This window comes from Thalassobacillus devorans, from assembly GCF_900176565.1.
GTDB lineage: Bacteria > Bacillota > Bacilli > Bacillales > Halobacillaceae > Thalassobacillus > Thalassobacillus devorans_A.
This window is the reverse complement of the sequence record NZ_FXEH01000005.1, coordinates 106,366-121,735: the sequence shown is the minus strand read 5'-3', so window position 1 is coordinate 121,735 and position 15,370 is coordinate 106,366. Positions and strand designations below refer to the sequence as shown.

Genomic DNA, 15,370 nt, shown 5'->3' with positions numbered 1-15,370 from the left:
TCATATTACTAAATTTTATCGATAATCGTTTATTTATTATTATAGCTTAAATTAAGATGTTTATCAATCAAAAAAATTTGACAATTCTAAATATAATTGCTACTATGCATTATATATTATCGATAATCGATATTAAGGAAGGGTGTAGCAAATGAATATTTTCGTAATTATCAAACGAACATTTGATACCGAAGAGAAAATTGTAGTCCAAAAAGGGGCTATAAATACAGAAGGTGCGGAGTTTATCATCAATCCTTATGATGAATATGCAATTGAGGAAGCTATTCAGCTAAAGAATGAGCATGATGGGGAAGTAACAGTAATTACAGTAGGTAATGATGAAGCAGAGAAAGAACTCCGTACAGCTCTAGCAATGGGGGTTGATAAGGCGGTACTTATTAATGCATATGATGATCTAGAAGAAAGTGATGAATTTACAACAGCAAAAATTCTCGCCGAGTATTTTAACGAAAATAACTACGATATTATCTTAGGCGGTAATTTGGCAATTGATGGCGGTTCTGGGCAAGTTGGTCCCTGTGTAGCTGAATTACTAGATATTCCATACGTAACTGCTATAACGAATATTAATATTGATAAAGTAACTGCAACAATTGAACGTGATGTAGAGGGGGATGTAGAGAAAGTAGAAACTTCTCTTCCATTACTTGTTACATGCCAGCAAGGGCTGAATGAGCCAAGGTATCCATCATTGCCAGGCATTATGAAAGCGAAGAAGAAACCATTAGAAGAATTAGAGCTTGATGATTTGGATTTAGATGAAGATGATGTGGAAGCGAAAACGAAAACATTGGACATTTTCTTACCGCCAGAGAAAGAAGCTGGAAAAGTCTTTGAAGGGGAAATAGACGATCAAGTTACAGAACTCGTAGCTTTATTAAGAACCGATGCGAAGGTACTATAAACGCAGTATTTATTGGGAAAGGAGAATCGGTATGGGTAAAAAAATGTTAGTGATCGGGGAATCTCGTGAGGGTGCATTACGTAATGTAACGTTTGAAGCCATTGCGGCTGCCAAACAAATTAGTCCGGACGGAGAAGTGGTGGGCGTCTTATGTAGTGAAGGCGATTTGACTGAACAAGGAAACGAAATGGTTTATTACGGGGCAGACCGTGTAATCACTGTCTCAGACGAAAAATTGAAAACGTATACATCAGAAGGATATGGACAAGCAGTTAAGGCAGTGATTGAGGATGAAGGTCCGGAAGGTATCGTGATGGGTCACACAGCTGTTGGGAAGGATTTGACACCTAAGCTCGCCAGCAAGCTGGAAACAGGCTTAATCTCAGATGTCACTGAAGTAAACAGTGAAGGAGGGAATGTCATCTTCACCCGTCCGATTTACTCTGGAAAAGCATTCGAAAAGAAAATCATTACAGACGGAATTATTTTCGCAACGATCCGTCCGAATAACATCGCATCACTTGAGCGTGACGAGTCCCGGTCAGGAGAAGTGACCACTAAAGACGTGGATATCGCAGATCTCCGTACGATTATTAAAGACATCATCAGAAAGGGATCTGAGGGTGTCGATTTATCCGAATCAAAAGTAATCGTAGCAGGCGGGCGCGGGGTTAAGAGCGCAGAAGGTTTCGAGCCGCTGGAAGAATTGGCAGAAGTGTTAGGCGGAGCTATTGGTGCATCACGTGGAGCCTGTGATGCAGGATATTGCGATTACTCTCTTCAGATCGGCCAGACTGGTAAAGTAGTTACACCGGATTTATATATTGCTGCGGGGATTTCGGGTGCTATTCAGCACTTAGCTGGTATGTCTAACTCAAAAGTCATCGTCGCCATCAATAAAGATCCAGAAGCTAATATTTTCAATGTGGCAGACTATGGTATTGTAGGAGATTTATTTGAAGTTGTTCCTAAGCTGAAGGAAGAATTATTGAAAGTACGGGTCTAATCCATACAAGCGGCTATGTATGAATAGTTACTTACTAGGAAGCAGGGGTGTTTTTAGCTATGTAAATGCCAAAAATCAAACATGTGTGCATTTAAACAGGCGTCGACTCTTTAGGGATGTTTCCCCTGCTTTAAGTAATAAATAACCAAAAATATACATGATCAGAATGTCAATTAATGAATGTTTCATAATTTTGTTTACTGGAACGCGCGCTATATAAACAATATCTGTATCATCCAGTATAGCAAGAGAACTTGACTCTTGGAGTTTTTCTGATAGTTCTTCAAGATATGGTGTTGCAATTTACCAGATATTTTGAAAAGAAATATACGAATACCCTAAAGAAAGAACTTTCGATGTAAGGGAGTATAGACCATCTTTAAAGTTAGCGTAGCCAAGATGTTCTAACATAAGCGGGGCACGTCTTGTGACCGGCTGGGGTAATCCTGTAATTTTGGAAGATTCAGTAATGGTTGAATGAGGTTACTTCTTAAAAGCCTTAATATCTTCTAAATCTTTTTCAAGTGTTTTAAGATAGTCCCCTGGTTTTATAATGACTTGGTTAGAGTTCAAGCCTTCTGCATTTCTTTTTGACAAACCCATCTCTCCTTATGAAAAGTGATGTTAAACCGTACAAATAATAGAATTTTGTACAATTATTGTACGAGTTGGGGCCTTTCTGTCAATCTATAATTTTAAAAAAATATGGAATTTAAACCTATATAAAAAGGAGATTTAAATATGGAATCCTTTCTAGTGGTAAACTGGATTTTGTTTCTTGGGACCACTATTTATGGTATATATTTGTTTGTTCGAGTCGTTCGTACACGTATTGCCTATATTCGATTGGGACAAAAAGCCGATTATGATAGTGAAATTAAGAATCGGTTGAAGCTGATATTGGTTTATGTTTTTGGTCAAAAGAAATTATTGAAAGATAAAAAGTCCGGGATCATCCACGTGATGATGTTTTACGGTTTTATTTTGGTGCAGTTTGGTGCCATTGATTTTATCTGGAAGGGTCTTGCTCCAGACACCCATCTTCCTTTAGGACCTTTTTATCCAGGCTTCACATTCTTCCAGGAACTGGTCACCTTGATGATCCTGATCGCTGTCGTATGGGCGTTCCACCGCCGTTATGTGGAAAAGCTTGTCCGCTTGAAGCGAGGCTTTAAAGCGGGGCTTGTGCTATTATTTATCGGAGCATTAATGTTAAGTGTTTTGATCGGTAATGGTATGGGCTTAATCTGGCACGGTCATGAAGGCGCCTGGACAGAACCTGTTGCGACCTCAATTGCAAGCGCTTTCGGATGGATAAGCCCGACTGCTGCAGCTGTTGTGTTTTTCGTCATGTGGTGGATTCACCTGTTGGTGCTATTAAGCTTCCTGGTTTATGTACCACAATCCAAGCACGCCCACCTGCTGGCGGCTCCAGTCAATGTGTTCTTGACTCGCCAGACACCACCTGGAAAGCTTTCTAAAATTGACTTTGATGTCGATGATGAGACTGCCGAAGAAGATGTTTCCTTTGGTGTCGGTAAAATCGAAGACTTCAACCAGTTGCAAATGATCGACTTTTACGCTTGTGTCGAATGCGGCCGTTGTACCAATGTATGTCCAGCTACAGGTACAGGAAAAATGCTTTCCCCGATGGACCTAATCATCAAACTGCGTGATCAGTTGACGGAAAAAGGAGCAGCGGTCACTGGAAAATCACCATGGGTGCCGGCTTATGCCTTTTCCAATACACAGGGAAATCAACTTGCCAAAATGGCGCAGACTCAAGGTGGTGATGAAGCGGCAGCTTCTGTAGAGGCTGCCCAGAACCATAACCTGATCGGCGATGTCATCACAGAGGAAGAGCTGTGGGCATGTACCACTTGCCGTAACTGTGAAGATCAGTGCCCGGTCATGAATGAACACGTGGATAAAATCATTGACCTTCGCCGTTATCTTGTATTGACGGAAGGAAAAATGGATCCGGATGCCCAGCGCGCGATGACGAATATCGAACGTCAGGGCAATCCTTGGGGTTTATCTAAGAAAGAGCGGGAAGACTGGCGCGACCAGGAGCCGGACGTCCGCATTCCGACTGTGAAAGAATTGAAAAAAGAAGGGGAAGACTTTGAATACCTATTCTGGGTCAGTTCCATGGGCGCCTATGACAACCGCAGTCAAAAAATCTCGCTTGCTTTTGCCAAGCTGATGAATGAAGCGGGCATCAAGTTCGCTATCCTCGGTAACAAAGAACGTAACTCCGGAGATACAGCGCGTCGGATGGGGAACGAATTCTTGTATCAGGAACTTGTGGAAAAGAATATCAAAGAATTTGAAAAGAATGACGTTAAAAAGATCATTACTATCGACCCGCATGCTTATAACACATTTAAAAATGAATACCCGGACTTCGGTTATGAAGCAGAGGTCTACCATCATACCGAGATGCTTGCCGAATGGCTGAAGGATGGTCGGTTGAGGCCAGTAAATGAAGTGAATGAAACGATCACCTACCATGACAGCTGCTACCTCGGCCGCTACAACGAGGTATACCAGCCTCCAAGGGAAGTCCTGGAAATGATTCCAGGCGTCACGCTGGTAGAAATGAAGCGTAACCGAGAAAGCGGGATGTGCTGTGGAGCGGGCGGCGGTATGATGTGGATGGAGGAAAATACAGGAAGTCGTATTAACGTTGCTCGTACAGAACAAGCACTTAGCGTTAATCCATCTATGATTAGTAGTGGTTGTCCCTATTGTTTAACGATGCTAAGTGATGGTACGAAGGCAAAAGAAATTGAAGAAAGTGTTCAAACTCTAGATATTGCAGAGATCTTAGAGCGTTCGGTTGGTAGTAGGCAGTATATGGATTTTCAAAGGGCATAATATTAGGAGACGATTTTCAAAAAGTAAATTATAAAAGCAAAAAAAGACATTAGATACATGCTATTGTATCAATGTCTTTTTTCCTTATTATGAGGTAAATTTTAATAGTCTTGCTATATTTCTCGTTGTAAGCGTTAAGTTAATTTTAGCCTCTTGCATTGCTGTTGCTATGGAAACTGGCTTTGGTATGGTAGCATGGCAGCTTACAAATAATTCATATAATTCTTCAATTCCTTCACCTAAGCTTCCAGATACTAAGATTGTTTTTTTATGATGATCCTTTGCAATTTTTGCTACATGTGCTGGTGCTTTTCCAAAAAGTGTTTGGTAATCAGTTTGTCCTTCCCCTGTAATAACCCAATCACTGTTCTTTATCTTCTCATTTAAATTTGTAGCTTCAGCAACAAGTTTTGCACCCGACTCGATGAATGCCCCAATAATAAGAAAGGCAAAACCAAGTCCTCCAGCAGCACCAGCACCAAGTGTATTTTCATAGTCGTAATCGATTTCATTCTTAATTATTTGAGCGTAATGTTTTAATGCGGTATCTAGTTCTTTGATTTGCTGTGGGCTTGCTCCCTTTTGCGGACCATATATGTGTGTAGCTCCTTTCGGTCCGCAAAGAGGGTTTTCTACATCACTTGCAATTTTTATGTCACAGTCTTTTATGCGAGGATCAATGGATTCAAAGTTTACTTTCCTGATATGCTTTAAACCGTATCCGTTTGGAACAACATTTTGTCCGTTTTGATCATGAAATTTTACGCCTAATGCTTGAAGCATTCCTAGCCCACCATCATTAGTAGCACTTCCACCAAGTCCGATAATAAATTTTCTAATCCCTTGGTCCAATAGATGGAGAATCGCTTCCCCAACACCATAAGATGTTGTCAAGAATGGATTTTTGAGGTCAGCACTAACCAAAGTTAATCCACAAATATTTGCTACTTCAATAACCGCGGTGCTACTGTCTTTTAGTAATCCATAATAGCTTTTTATATTCTGTGATAAAGGTCCTTTGATAAAGTACTCACATGTAAGGCTGTTATTAGTTGAAAAAACTAGAGAGTCAATAAACCCTTCTCCTCCATCTGCCATAGGCACCTTTACAACTGTTGCACTTGATAACTCCGAAATAATCGCATTTTCTATTGTTTTAGCTACATCAATTGCTGTTAAACTCCCTTTATAAGAGTCAGGAGCGACGACAAAATTCATGAATTTCATTCCCTTCTTCAGTGCAATGACGTTATAAATTAATCAATTAAGTTCGGTAAAAACACTGATATTTGCGGAAAAATAATGATAACGATAAGTGCCAATATCATAGCTAAAATAAATGGAATCATGGCCATAGAAATGCGTTCAATCGAAATCTTAGATATTCCAGAGGCTACAAAAAGGTTAAGGCCAACAGGAGGTGTAAGTAAGCCAATTTCTGCAGCTAGAACGAGAATAATCCCAAAGTGAATAGGGTCTACCCCTAACTGAGTAACGACTGGCAGAAACAATGGGGTCAGAATAATTAAGATTGATAGCGTTTCCATGAAAGTACCAATTAATAGTGTCAAAACACCGATTAATAGTAATGTAATCAGTGCATTATCAGATAAACTTAAGATATATTTTGAGATAGTTGTTGGTATGTGATAGATGTTTATTAGCCTTGCAAATGCTGCAGCTGTACTTAAGATAATAAGAATCGCACCTGTGGTTATTGAAGATGTGATAAATGCTTTTTTTATTTGATTTATATTAAGTTCTTTATAGATAAAAATCCCGATAATAAATGCGTATATAACTGCAATTACAGCTGATTCTGTTGGAGTGAATACACCTCCATATACACCTCCAAGAATAATAAATGGGGCCAATAAAGCCCATTTAGCTTCCCAAGATGAGCTTCTTACTTCTTTCCAATTAATTTTTTCCTTAGTGCCAGTATAATTTCGTTTTTTTGCAATCAGAATGACAGCACCAGCTAAAAATATTACAGATACAAAACCTGGTCCAATTCCAGCTAAGAACATATCACTGATTGACACATTGGCGATAATACCATAAATAATTAAAGGAATAGAGGGGGGGATTAAGATTCCTAAGCCACCGCCAGAAGCAGAAACTGCAGCTGAAAATTCAGGATCGTAACCTTTTTTCACCATAGCAGGGAACATGATTGTACCAATTGCTGCTACTGTTGCAGGAGATGACCCAGATAAAGCAGCAAAAAAGAGACAAGAAATCATTGTTACAAGAGCTAACCCACCTGTAAACGATTTCATTAGAGAGTTTGCAAAGTTAATCAGCCGATGGGATAGGCCGCCATTTTCCATTAGGGCTCCTGCAAGTATAAAGAATGGAATGGCCATTAGAGGAAAGGAGTCTAAGGCTGTAAAAGCGCTTTGAGTTAAAAAAGAAATTGGAAATCCAGATAGAATTAATGAAACAACGACTGCAATTCCGATAGAAATAGCAATAGGAATTCCAAACAAAAGGCAAAATAATAATACAGATCCTAACGCAACACCAGCTGTCATTTATCAACACTCTCCTTAAGTTGAACTTTCTGAAGTTTATAATTTTCATTTTCTTGGTTTTTAGAAATAGACATTTTTTCTTCATTAGATTTTCTACCTATGGTAGTATTACTTCTTTTCCACATGTTTTGTATAATGCGAAGTGACATCAATCCGAAACCGATAGGTATAATAAGGTATACATAACCCATATTAATTTCCGTAACAGCTGAAACTTGAATTGAGTTCATTAATTGTTGGACCATTTTCGCCCCGTATACTACCATTAGGAGATTAAAAGATAACCAGCACAGGTCAGTGAAATGCAGCACGGCATTTCCGAACCGTTTAGTAAGAAAGTTTAAACCAACTTCAATTCGAAGGTGACGATTATGCTTAGCAGCTAAAGAAATTGAAATATAGACAAACCATATAAAAGTGTAGCGTGCCAGTTCTTCTGACCATCCTAATGAAAAGTTGAAAATAAACCTTGAAAATATTTGAGCACTTACGAGTAAAACCATAACACTGAATAGTATTAGAGATAAGTATTCTTCTAAATGTTGGTCAATCTTATTTATGATTCTCATCACAATATTCTCCCTTCTAATTTTCAGATTTTTTTAATTTATTTGACTTCCATTATATTTTATCGATAATCGAAAAGTAAAGAGTTTCAATCAAAAAAGTCCTTTTTTAAGTCTTTAAAATTAATTTTAAAATTATTTTGACAATTCCAAAAAAGGTTGGTAACCTATAAATTATAGATTATCGATAATCCGAAAAAGTACTTAAAGGAGGATCAAAATCTCAGGAAGGATAATATTTACTATTAAGCTATTAGGAGGGAATACAAACTAAGATGAAAATTTTTATTCAAGTATTAGGTCTTGCGTTGTTGATTGGTTTGTTAGCTGCATGTTCTAATAACGATAATCAGAGCACATCTGCTCAATCAGACTCTGGGAGTAACGGTGGAGAAGTTGTTTTGAAAATTGGATCGGTTAACTCAGACAAGCATACTCTATATAAGGGTTACAAAAAATTTCAAGAAATCGTAGAGAAAGAAACAGGTGGTAGTGTAAAAGTAGAGATTTATCCTAATGGACAACTTGGTGACGACCGTACAATGATTGAAGGCTTACAACTTGGTACATTAGAGGCTGTTGGTGTTTCAACATCAATGTTGGCAAATTGGGCACCACAAATGCTAGCTTATGATTTACCATTTGCATTTCCTAATAGAGAAGTAGCCTACAAGGTTTTAGATGGTCCATATGGTCAAAAGGCTGGTAAGACATTAGAAAGTGAAGGTATTGTTTTGCTTTCTTATATGGAAAACGGTTTCAGACATTTAACAAATGATGTTAAAGAAGTAAAATCTCCTAGCGATATAGAAGGATTAAAGATACGTACGATGCAAACGCCAATGCATATTGATACGTGGAAGGCATTGGGAGCCAATCCAACACCAATGGCGTATACCGAACTTTTTACGGCTATGCAGCAAGGAGTTATTGATGGACAAGAAAATCCATATGGTAATATCTCAGTTGATAAGTTTTACGAAGTTCAGAAGTATTTAACAGAAACGAATCATGTCTATAATCCAATGGGGCTTGTAATTTCAAAAGATTTCTTTGGAGGGTTAAGTGAAGAACAACAAAAAGTAATTAAGGAAGCTGCGATAACCGCTAGTAATTATCAGCGAGATTTAAATGAAGAAAAAACAAAAGAATATAAGAAAACTTTAATTGATAATGGAATGCAAATTACTGAATTGACGGAGGGCCAACACCAAAATTTCTTAGAGTCAGTGCAAAGTGTCTATTCAGAGTATGAAGGTGAGCTTGGTGAGGAAAATATAACTGAATTTCTTTCAGAAGTGGAGAAGTATTGAGAGCGATCTACTTACTTGAAGATAATCTAAATTTATAAAGATGATTTAATACAGGAGGGGTCAAATGAATTTACTATTAGATACATTTGAATTCGGTCTACATACTCAACTTCATTTTGGGGTAGGTAGAGTGAAACAATTACCAGAGGTCATAGACAAATACAACTATAAAAAGGTCTTTATTTGTACGGACGAAGGAATAAAGAATTCTGGTGGCTTAGAGCTTATTGAGAAGTCTCTAATGACGGCTGGTATAAACTATGAAGTGTTTACTGGGGTTGAGCCGGATCCTACATTACGGGTGATCAAAAAAGTAGAAGCGTTGTTTCAAGAAAGTAATTGTGATGCCATCATTGGACTAGGCGGTGGAAGTTCTATTGATACTGCTAAAGGCGTATCGATTGCTGTTGCCAACCCAGGAGACATAAATGATTATGAAGGGAAAAATCAAGTCCCAAATCGTGGTCCAGATATTATTGCTATTCCAACTACTGCAGGAACTGGTTCTGAAATAACACATGCAACAGTGTTAAAAGACGAAGAGAGAAGATACAAAATGGGAATCTTAAGTGAGCATCTTCATCCAAGGGCAGCAATACTAGACCCTGAGTTACTCACTACATTGCCGAAAGGTCTCGCTTCAATTACGGGTATGGATGCGTTAAGTCATGCAGTAGAGTCGTACACCTCAAATCAAGCGCACCCAATTACAGAAGCGTTGGGACTTTATGCTATTGAACTTATCGGCAAATGGCTTCGTCCATTCGTTGCTGATCGTACAAATATTGAGGCCGCCTCGAATATGATGCTAGCAAGTACAATCGCTGGTGCCGCTTTTATTTGGGGAAGGGTTGCAGCAGTTCATGCCTTATCACATCCATTAGGTGGGCGTTATAAAATCGCTCATGGAATGGCAAATTCCATGCTATTACCTGTCGTAATGGAATATAACCTAAGTTCAAATTTCGGAAAATTCAAACGTATTGCGCTTGCACTTGGCGAAGAAGTAGATGGCTTAAATGAGCGACACGCCGCTCAAAAAGCTGTTAAGTCAGTTAAAGAATTAGTAGCCGATTTAGAAATTCCAACAAACTTAATTAACCTTAATGTTAATTTGTCGGAAGAGGAAATTCAACTCGTGGCCCAGGAAGCGTTTGATAGTGGGATTGCAACAGCTAATCCCAGACAGGTAACGGTTAAAGATTTAGAAACAATGGTACAAGTAATAAAATAAGGGGTGAAAAAATGGTTACTACAAAAAATTCTCCTGTTACAGTAAATAACTTTATTGGAGGGCAATGGGTAGCAGCTTCAGAAAAAGGTACAATACAACGTGAAAACCCAGCAAATATAGAAGAGATTGTAGCAATTACACCAGATTCAACAGAAAAGGATGCAGATAAGGCTGTAGAAGCAGCAGCTAAAGCCTTAAAGTCATGGTCAGGTCTTTCTGCAATTAATCGAGGAAAATTTTTATATCGTTTTGCTGAAATACTTGAAACGGATAAAGAAGAAGTTGCACTGTTACTAACAAGGGAACAAGGTAAACCATTAAATGAATCTCTTGGGGAAATTAATAAGACAATTAATGAAGTACGCTATATAGCAGGAGAGGCATCAAGGCTAAATGGTGAAACATTACCTAGTGAACGTGAGAATGTTCAAGTACGTACGGTTCGTATTCCGAAAGGAGTAATAGTTGCAATTTCACCATGGAACTTTCCACTAGTAACACCATTAAGAAAAATTGCACCCGCTCTTGTTTCAGGAAATACAGTTGTTTTTAAACCAGCTAGCTTAACAGCAGCTATGGGGGCTAAAATTGCTCAATTATTTGAAAAAGCAGGCTTGCCAGCAGGTGTTTTAAACGTCGTAGTAGGTTCAGGTAGGCGAGTTGGAAATCAATTGGTTAAAAATCCAAAAGTAAAAGGGATTACATTTACAGGTTCAACGAATATTGGTTCTAATATTTATGAACTTGCTTCAAAGCGAATGGTTGAAGTTCAGCTTGAAATGGGTGGAAAAAATGCCGCTGTTATCTATGATCACCCTGATATTGATGATTCCCTTGACCAAATCTTAAAAGCTGCATTTGCAGCTACAGGACAAAGGTGCACATCAATTAGTCGAATTGTTGTAAGTAAAGAAAGTGAGCAACAAGTAATTGAAGCCTTAAAACAAAAAGTACAGATGTATAAAATTGGTGAGGGTATTCATGAAGAGACAACAATGGGACCGCTAGTATCCAAAGATCAATTTGATACTACTGAGGATTATGTAAAGATAGCCTTGGAGGAAGGAGCAGATCTCGTTACGGGAGGAAAAGCATCTAAACAAACAACCGAAGGCTATTTTTATGAACCGACTATTTTTGCCGGAGTTACACCAGATATGAGAGTAGCAAAAGAAGAAATCTTTGGTCCTGTATTAGTTATTATTAGTGTTAATAGTTTTAATGAGGCAATTGATGTTTGCAATAATACAGAATATGGTCTAGCAGCATCCTGCTTTTCACAAAACAAAGATTATTTAGAACGATTTGTCAACGAAGTAGAGACAGGAATGGTCCATTTGAATAACGGGACAATTAGTGAGTCCCATGTTCCATTTGGCGGGTTAAAAAATTCAGCAATAGGACCATACTCAATTGGAAGTACAGCAAAAGACTTCTTTACTAACTTAAAGGTTATCTATGATGCTTATTAATCAAAATTATCGATAATCGAAAATATATAAATGGAAAACTATGATATATCCTTCACCGCTATGGTGAAGGGTGTTTAAACCTTCTCCTAAAAACGAACATTCAACTCAATAATAATTTTAAGTTAAATTATTATTCTATTTAATGATAGAAGTAATTACTAGACTTTAATAAGGAACGGTTCCATAGTAAAAAAATTTTTAAACCTTGAAAGTTAAATTCTGGATATCAATACTTAAAATATTTTATGAGGGTGATGTAATGAAAAAAGTTACTTCTGTATTGCTAACTATTTTATTCTTATTTTCTATATTGTTGGTGGGATGTAATGCAAAGGAAAGTAGTTTATCCAAAAATAATGAAAATAGTCAATCAAAGGATGAAGAAGGCAAACTTAATACATCATTTTCTGGTGAGGAAATTACATTTCTTATCCCAAATGGGCCAGGGGGGGCAAATGACCTTTCTGTAAGAGGCTTAATCCCTGAAATGGAATCAGAATTGGGAGCAGAAATTATCCCTAAAAATCAGCCAGCCTCCAAGGGTATTGTAGCTGCTGTTGATGTGTCACGTTCTAAGCCAAATGGACAAACATTATATTTCAATTCTCAGACTCTCATATTATTATCTCTCCAGGAAAAAAGCATTGATTTATCTAAAATTCAACCTTTAGCCCAAGTGGTGGAAGATACTTCAGCAATTTCAGTTCCAAAGGATTCTCCCTATAATACGTTAGAAGAATTAGTTGAAGCTGCAAAGAAAAACCCAGGGAAATTAAAGATCGCTACCAATGGAAAAGGGGCGTTATGGGATTTTTCTGCAAAAACCTTTGCAAAGGAAGCAGGTATAGAACTTCAATATATTCCATACTCTTCAGGTGGGTCAGAAATGTCAAAGGCTGTAGCTGCTGGAGAAGTTGATATTTCAGCAAATAGCCCTAGTGAGGTGAAGCCACTTGTAGATGCAGGGAAAATTAAAGTGTTAGCTGTTCAGAGTGATGAACGACATAGTTTATTGCCAGATGTTCCAACGACAACTGAGGCGGGTGTCGAATCAGTATTTCCAGTATGGCGTGGTGTATTTACTGTAAAAGAGACAGATGAAGTTGTTTTAGATCAATTAGAACAAAGTATTAAGCAATCTTGGGAAAGGAAAAAATTTAAAGAATTTTTAGATAACAAAGGAATGAATGGTAAGTTTAGGGGGCATAAGGAATTCACGGAATTTTTTAATAATCAAGTTGAGATGTATAAGGAATTAGTAGAGTAGCTTACAAGCTAACCTAATGAACGGGTATAGGGAATCGTGTTAATATAACACGATCCTTTACCCTCTTTATTCTGAAGGAAAGGAGTTTTAGTTTGAAGGATTATATAACCTCTATAATACTCCTCATAATAAGTATCATGATCTTTGTGCTTGCTAGCTCGTATGGAAAAGAAGCTACTAACTTATCAAGTAATTCTGCATTATTACCACAACTTATTAGTGGAACTCTAGCAATTTTAAGTGTGGTAAATCTATTCCAAAGGTTAAAAAGAAATGAAAAAGAACAATCAAGCATTTATGTTAAAACACTTATTAAGTTGTTACTTCTTGTTGCATTATTAATTGCTTACATCCCTGCATTATACTTTTTTGGATATTTAGTTGCTACGATTCTTTTTCTAATAACCATTATGACCTTTCTAGGATATCCTATCTTGAAATCTTCACTTCACACGTTAGTAATTTCTGGATCTTTATATATCATTTTTGCGGAATTTTTTCATGTTTCATTGCCTCAAGGAATTTTGTGGTAGAAGGGAGAGGTAGCTTTGGATTTAAATTTATATACTGCTGGATTGGAACAAATATTACAAATAGATGTTATTTTTTTTATTTTCATTGGCACTCTTCTAGGTATATTAACTGGATCAATTCCAGGCCTTTCTGCAATGATGGGAGTTTCTATATTAATTCCACTAACCTACAGCTTATCTTCCACCGCAGGTATTCTAATGTTAATTGGGGTGTATTTAGGGGCAGTATACGGGGGGGCAATCTCAGCAACTTTAGTAAATATTCCAGGTACGCCCTCAGCAGTAATGACTGCATTAGACGCTTATCCTTTGGCTAAAAAGGGGCAAGCAGGGCGTGCACTTGGAATTAGCACGGTTGCTTCCTCATTAGGTGGTTTATTTAGTGTTATAACTCTAGTTTTATTTGCTCCACTTATAGCAAATTTAGCACTTGAATTTACATCATATGAAATTTTTGCAATCGCTTTTTTTGGATTAAGCATTATGGCTTACATTTCTCCAGGTTCAATGGTAAAAGGGTTAATCTCGGGTTGTATAGGGTTATTAATCGCCATGATTGGTGCTGACCCAATGACAGGACAAGCTCGTTTTACGTTTGGTAGTATTCATTTATTCTCAGGTGTGCAATTCATTGCTTCAATGGTAGGACTTTATGGTGTCACAGAAGTTATTTTAAATATTGAAAAGAAAATACAAGAACCTGAGAAAAAGATTGAAGTTGTGAAAGCGACAAGAGCCATTCCCAGTTGGTTAGATATAAGAAAACTTTGGGGGGTAATTGCGCGTTCAAGTGTTATTGGCGTAGTAATTGGTGCCATTCCAGGTGCAGGAGGGACAATTGCTTCAATTGTTTCATATGCCCAACAAAAAAAGCTATCGAAAAATGCAAGCGAAATGGGAAAAGGTTCATTAGAGGGTGTTTCAGCAGCAGAATCAGCTAATAATGCATGTACCGGTGGCACAATGATAACATTACTTTCACTAGGTATTCCTGGAGATGCAGTTACAGCTATCTTAATTGGTGCTTTTATGGTGCATGGTATTCAACCGGGTCCAACTATGTTTCAAGAAAATATTGATTTAGTATCTGCCATTTTTTTGGGGATGGTTATTGCTAATATTTTCATATTAATTATCGGGCTAAAAGGAGCAAGGTATTTTGCAAGGTTACTATCTATCCCAGATCCAATTTTAAATAGTACCATACTTGCGTTTTGTTTTTTAGGAAGTTTTGCTGTTCAAAATAGTTTTTTTGATGTAGCTACTATGCTTGTTTTTTCAATTTTAGGATATTTAATGGTGAAAGCTGACATTCCTCGTGCTCCGTTGGTATTAGCTTTTATATTAGGGCCTTTAATGGAAATGAATTTAAGACGTTCACTATCTCTAGCCCAAGATGATTTAAGTCAATTTATATTTGCATTTGTGGAAAGACCAATAGCTGGAGTTGTTTTATTAATAACACTCATAACTTTATTAATGCCTTTTATTAGAAAGAAGAAAATCTTTAAGGAGCAATTGAAGTAATGAAATCTTAAATTAATGATTTTTAAAGCGAGATAATATGTGTTAAATAAAAAAAGATATAAATTTACCACTGTAAGAAAGTAAAGATTAGTAATTACCATTAACAAATA

General features: G+C 37.4%; 12 protein-coding genes. 9 read left to right on the top strand and 3 right to left on the bottom strand.

The genetic code is table 11. The annotated features are described in order from the left end of the window. Window positions 1-151: 151 nt before the first annotated feature. The 3 genes from B9Y67_RS05425 (at window position 152) to B9Y67_RS05415 (ending at window position 4,811) form a co-directional block, all read left to right on the top strand. Window positions 152-925, top strand: a complete 774-nt coding sequence (locus tag B9Y67_RS05425; protein WP_085505768.1) for an electron transfer flavoprotein subunit beta/FixA family protein — start codon at window positions 152-154, stop codon at window positions 923-925. Window positions 926-956: 31 nt separating this feature from the next. After that, the gene (locus B9Y67_RS05420) at window positions 957-1,931 is read left to right on the top strand and encodes an electron transfer flavoprotein subunit alpha/FixB family protein (RefSeq protein WP_085505767.1); all 975 of its coding nucleotides are present in this window, start codon (window positions 957-959) and stop codon (window positions 1,929-1,931) included. A gap of 741 nt (window positions 1,932-2,672) precedes the next feature. After that, entirely contained in the window at window positions 2,673-4,811 is a 2,139-nt protein-coding gene (locus B9Y67_RS05415; protein WP_085505766.1) for a 4Fe-4S dicluster domain-containing protein, read from the top strand. 87 nt (window positions 4,812-4,898) lie between these two features. Here the strand turns inward: B9Y67_RS05415 and B9Y67_RS05410 are convergent, their stop codons facing one another. Genes B9Y67_RS05410 through B9Y67_RS05400 form a run of 3 tightly spaced genes read right to left on the bottom strand, consistent with a single transcriptional unit; the run spans window position 4,899 to window position 7,917 of the window. Next, window positions 4,899-6,029, bottom strand: coding sequence for a glycerate kinase (locus B9Y67_RS05410; protein ID WP_085505765.1), 1,131 nt, complete (start codon window positions 6,027-6,029; stop codon window positions 4,899-4,901). 38 nt (window positions 6,030-6,067) lie between these two features. After that, on the bottom strand, window positions 6,068-7,348 hold the full coding sequence (locus B9Y67_RS05405; RefSeq protein ID WP_085505764.1) for a TRAP transporter large permease: 1,281 nt from the start codon (window positions 7,346-7,348) through the stop codon (window positions 6,068-6,070). Continuing rightward, a complete protein-coding gene (locus B9Y67_RS05400) occupies window positions 7,345-7,917 on the bottom strand; it encodes a TRAP transporter small permease (RefSeq protein ID WP_085505763.1) in 573 nt (190 codons plus the stop codon). Before B9Y67_RS05400 ends, B9Y67_RS05405 begins: the two co-directional genes overlap by 4 nt. A 272-nt stretch (window positions 7,918-8,189) precedes the next feature. On the opposite strand from B9Y67_RS05400, the gene B9Y67_RS05395 reads away from it, so the two are divergent. The 6 genes from B9Y67_RS05395 (at window position 8,190) to B9Y67_RS05370 (ending at window position 15,260) form a co-directional block, all read left to right on the top strand. After that, window positions 8,190-9,227: a TRAP transporter substrate-binding protein gene (locus B9Y67_RS05395; protein WP_085505762.1), complete on the top strand. Its 1,038-nt coding sequence runs from the start codon at window positions 8,190-8,192 to the stop codon at window positions 9,225-9,227. Between the two features lie 64 nt (window positions 9,228-9,291). Further along, the gene (locus tag B9Y67_RS05390; protein ID WP_085505761.1) at window positions 9,292-10,461 is read left to right on the top strand and encodes an iron-containing alcohol dehydrogenase; all 1,170 of its coding nucleotides are present in this window, start codon (window positions 9,292-9,294) and stop codon (window positions 10,459-10,461) included. 11 nt (window positions 10,462-10,472) lie between these two features. Further along, on the top strand, window positions 10,473-11,933 hold the full coding sequence (locus tag B9Y67_RS05385) for an aldehyde dehydrogenase family protein (RefSeq protein WP_085505760.1): 1,461 nt from the start codon (window positions 10,473-10,475) through the stop codon (window positions 11,931-11,933). 259 nt (window positions 11,934-12,192) lie between these two features. Continuing rightward, window positions 12,193-13,200, top strand: coding sequence for a tripartite tricarboxylate transporter substrate binding protein (locus B9Y67_RS05380; protein WP_085505759.1), 1,008 nt, complete (start codon window positions 12,193-12,195; stop codon window positions 13,198-13,200). A gap of 92 nt (window positions 13,201-13,292) precedes the next feature. Further along, window positions 13,293-13,733 (top strand): tripartite tricarboxylate transporter TctB family protein, encoded by a 441-nt coding sequence (locus B9Y67_RS05375; protein ID WP_085505758.1) that lies wholly within the window; start codon window positions 13,293-13,295, stop codon window positions 13,731-13,733. Between the two features lie 15 nt (window positions 13,734-13,748). Beyond that, window positions 13,749-15,260 carry a tripartite tricarboxylate transporter permease gene (locus B9Y67_RS05370; protein ID WP_085505757.1) on the top strand — a complete coding sequence of 504 codons (1,512 nt, stop codon included), beginning with the start codon at window positions 13,749-13,751 and terminating at the stop codon, window positions 15,258-15,260. Window positions 15,261-15,370 lie beyond the last annotated feature (110 nt).